The 278-nt window shown below is 61.5% G+C and carries 1 pseudogene; it reads left to right on the top strand.

Annotated features, from left to right (window positions below):
- Nucleotides 1-278: pseudogene (locus tag SB753_RS36820) on the top strand (patatin-like phospholipase family protein); the annotation flags it as partial.

Here is a 278-nt window from a genome sequence, read left to right as displayed (position 1 = left end):
CGGGTGGAGGCGCTACGCGGATTCTGGAACACGATAAGTCAACCCGCGGATGTTTTCTCGCATGTCCGTTCCCTGCTGCCCGTCTATCCGGGCTGTGAAGACATGGCGCGCAAGTGGTCGAGCGCGTGGGCGGCAACGCGCACGCTGGTCGAGGGACAGCAGGGATTTTTCTCGCCGCGTATGCGCACGCTTGCGGCCGATCTCGTGAAGAGGCGTCCCGACGAAGTCAGCTATTACGACACCACTGCGTTGCGTGAAACGCTGATGAAGTACGCCGA

Source organism: Paraburkholderia sp. SIMBA_053 (genome assembly GCF_046534895.1).
Taxonomy (GTDB): Bacteria; Pseudomonadota; Gammaproteobacteria; order Burkholderiales; family Burkholderiaceae; genus Paraburkholderia; species Paraburkholderia caledonica.
The sequence above is the reverse complement of the archived record's forward strand: the minus strand, read 5'-3'. Positions and strand labels throughout refer to the sequence as shown.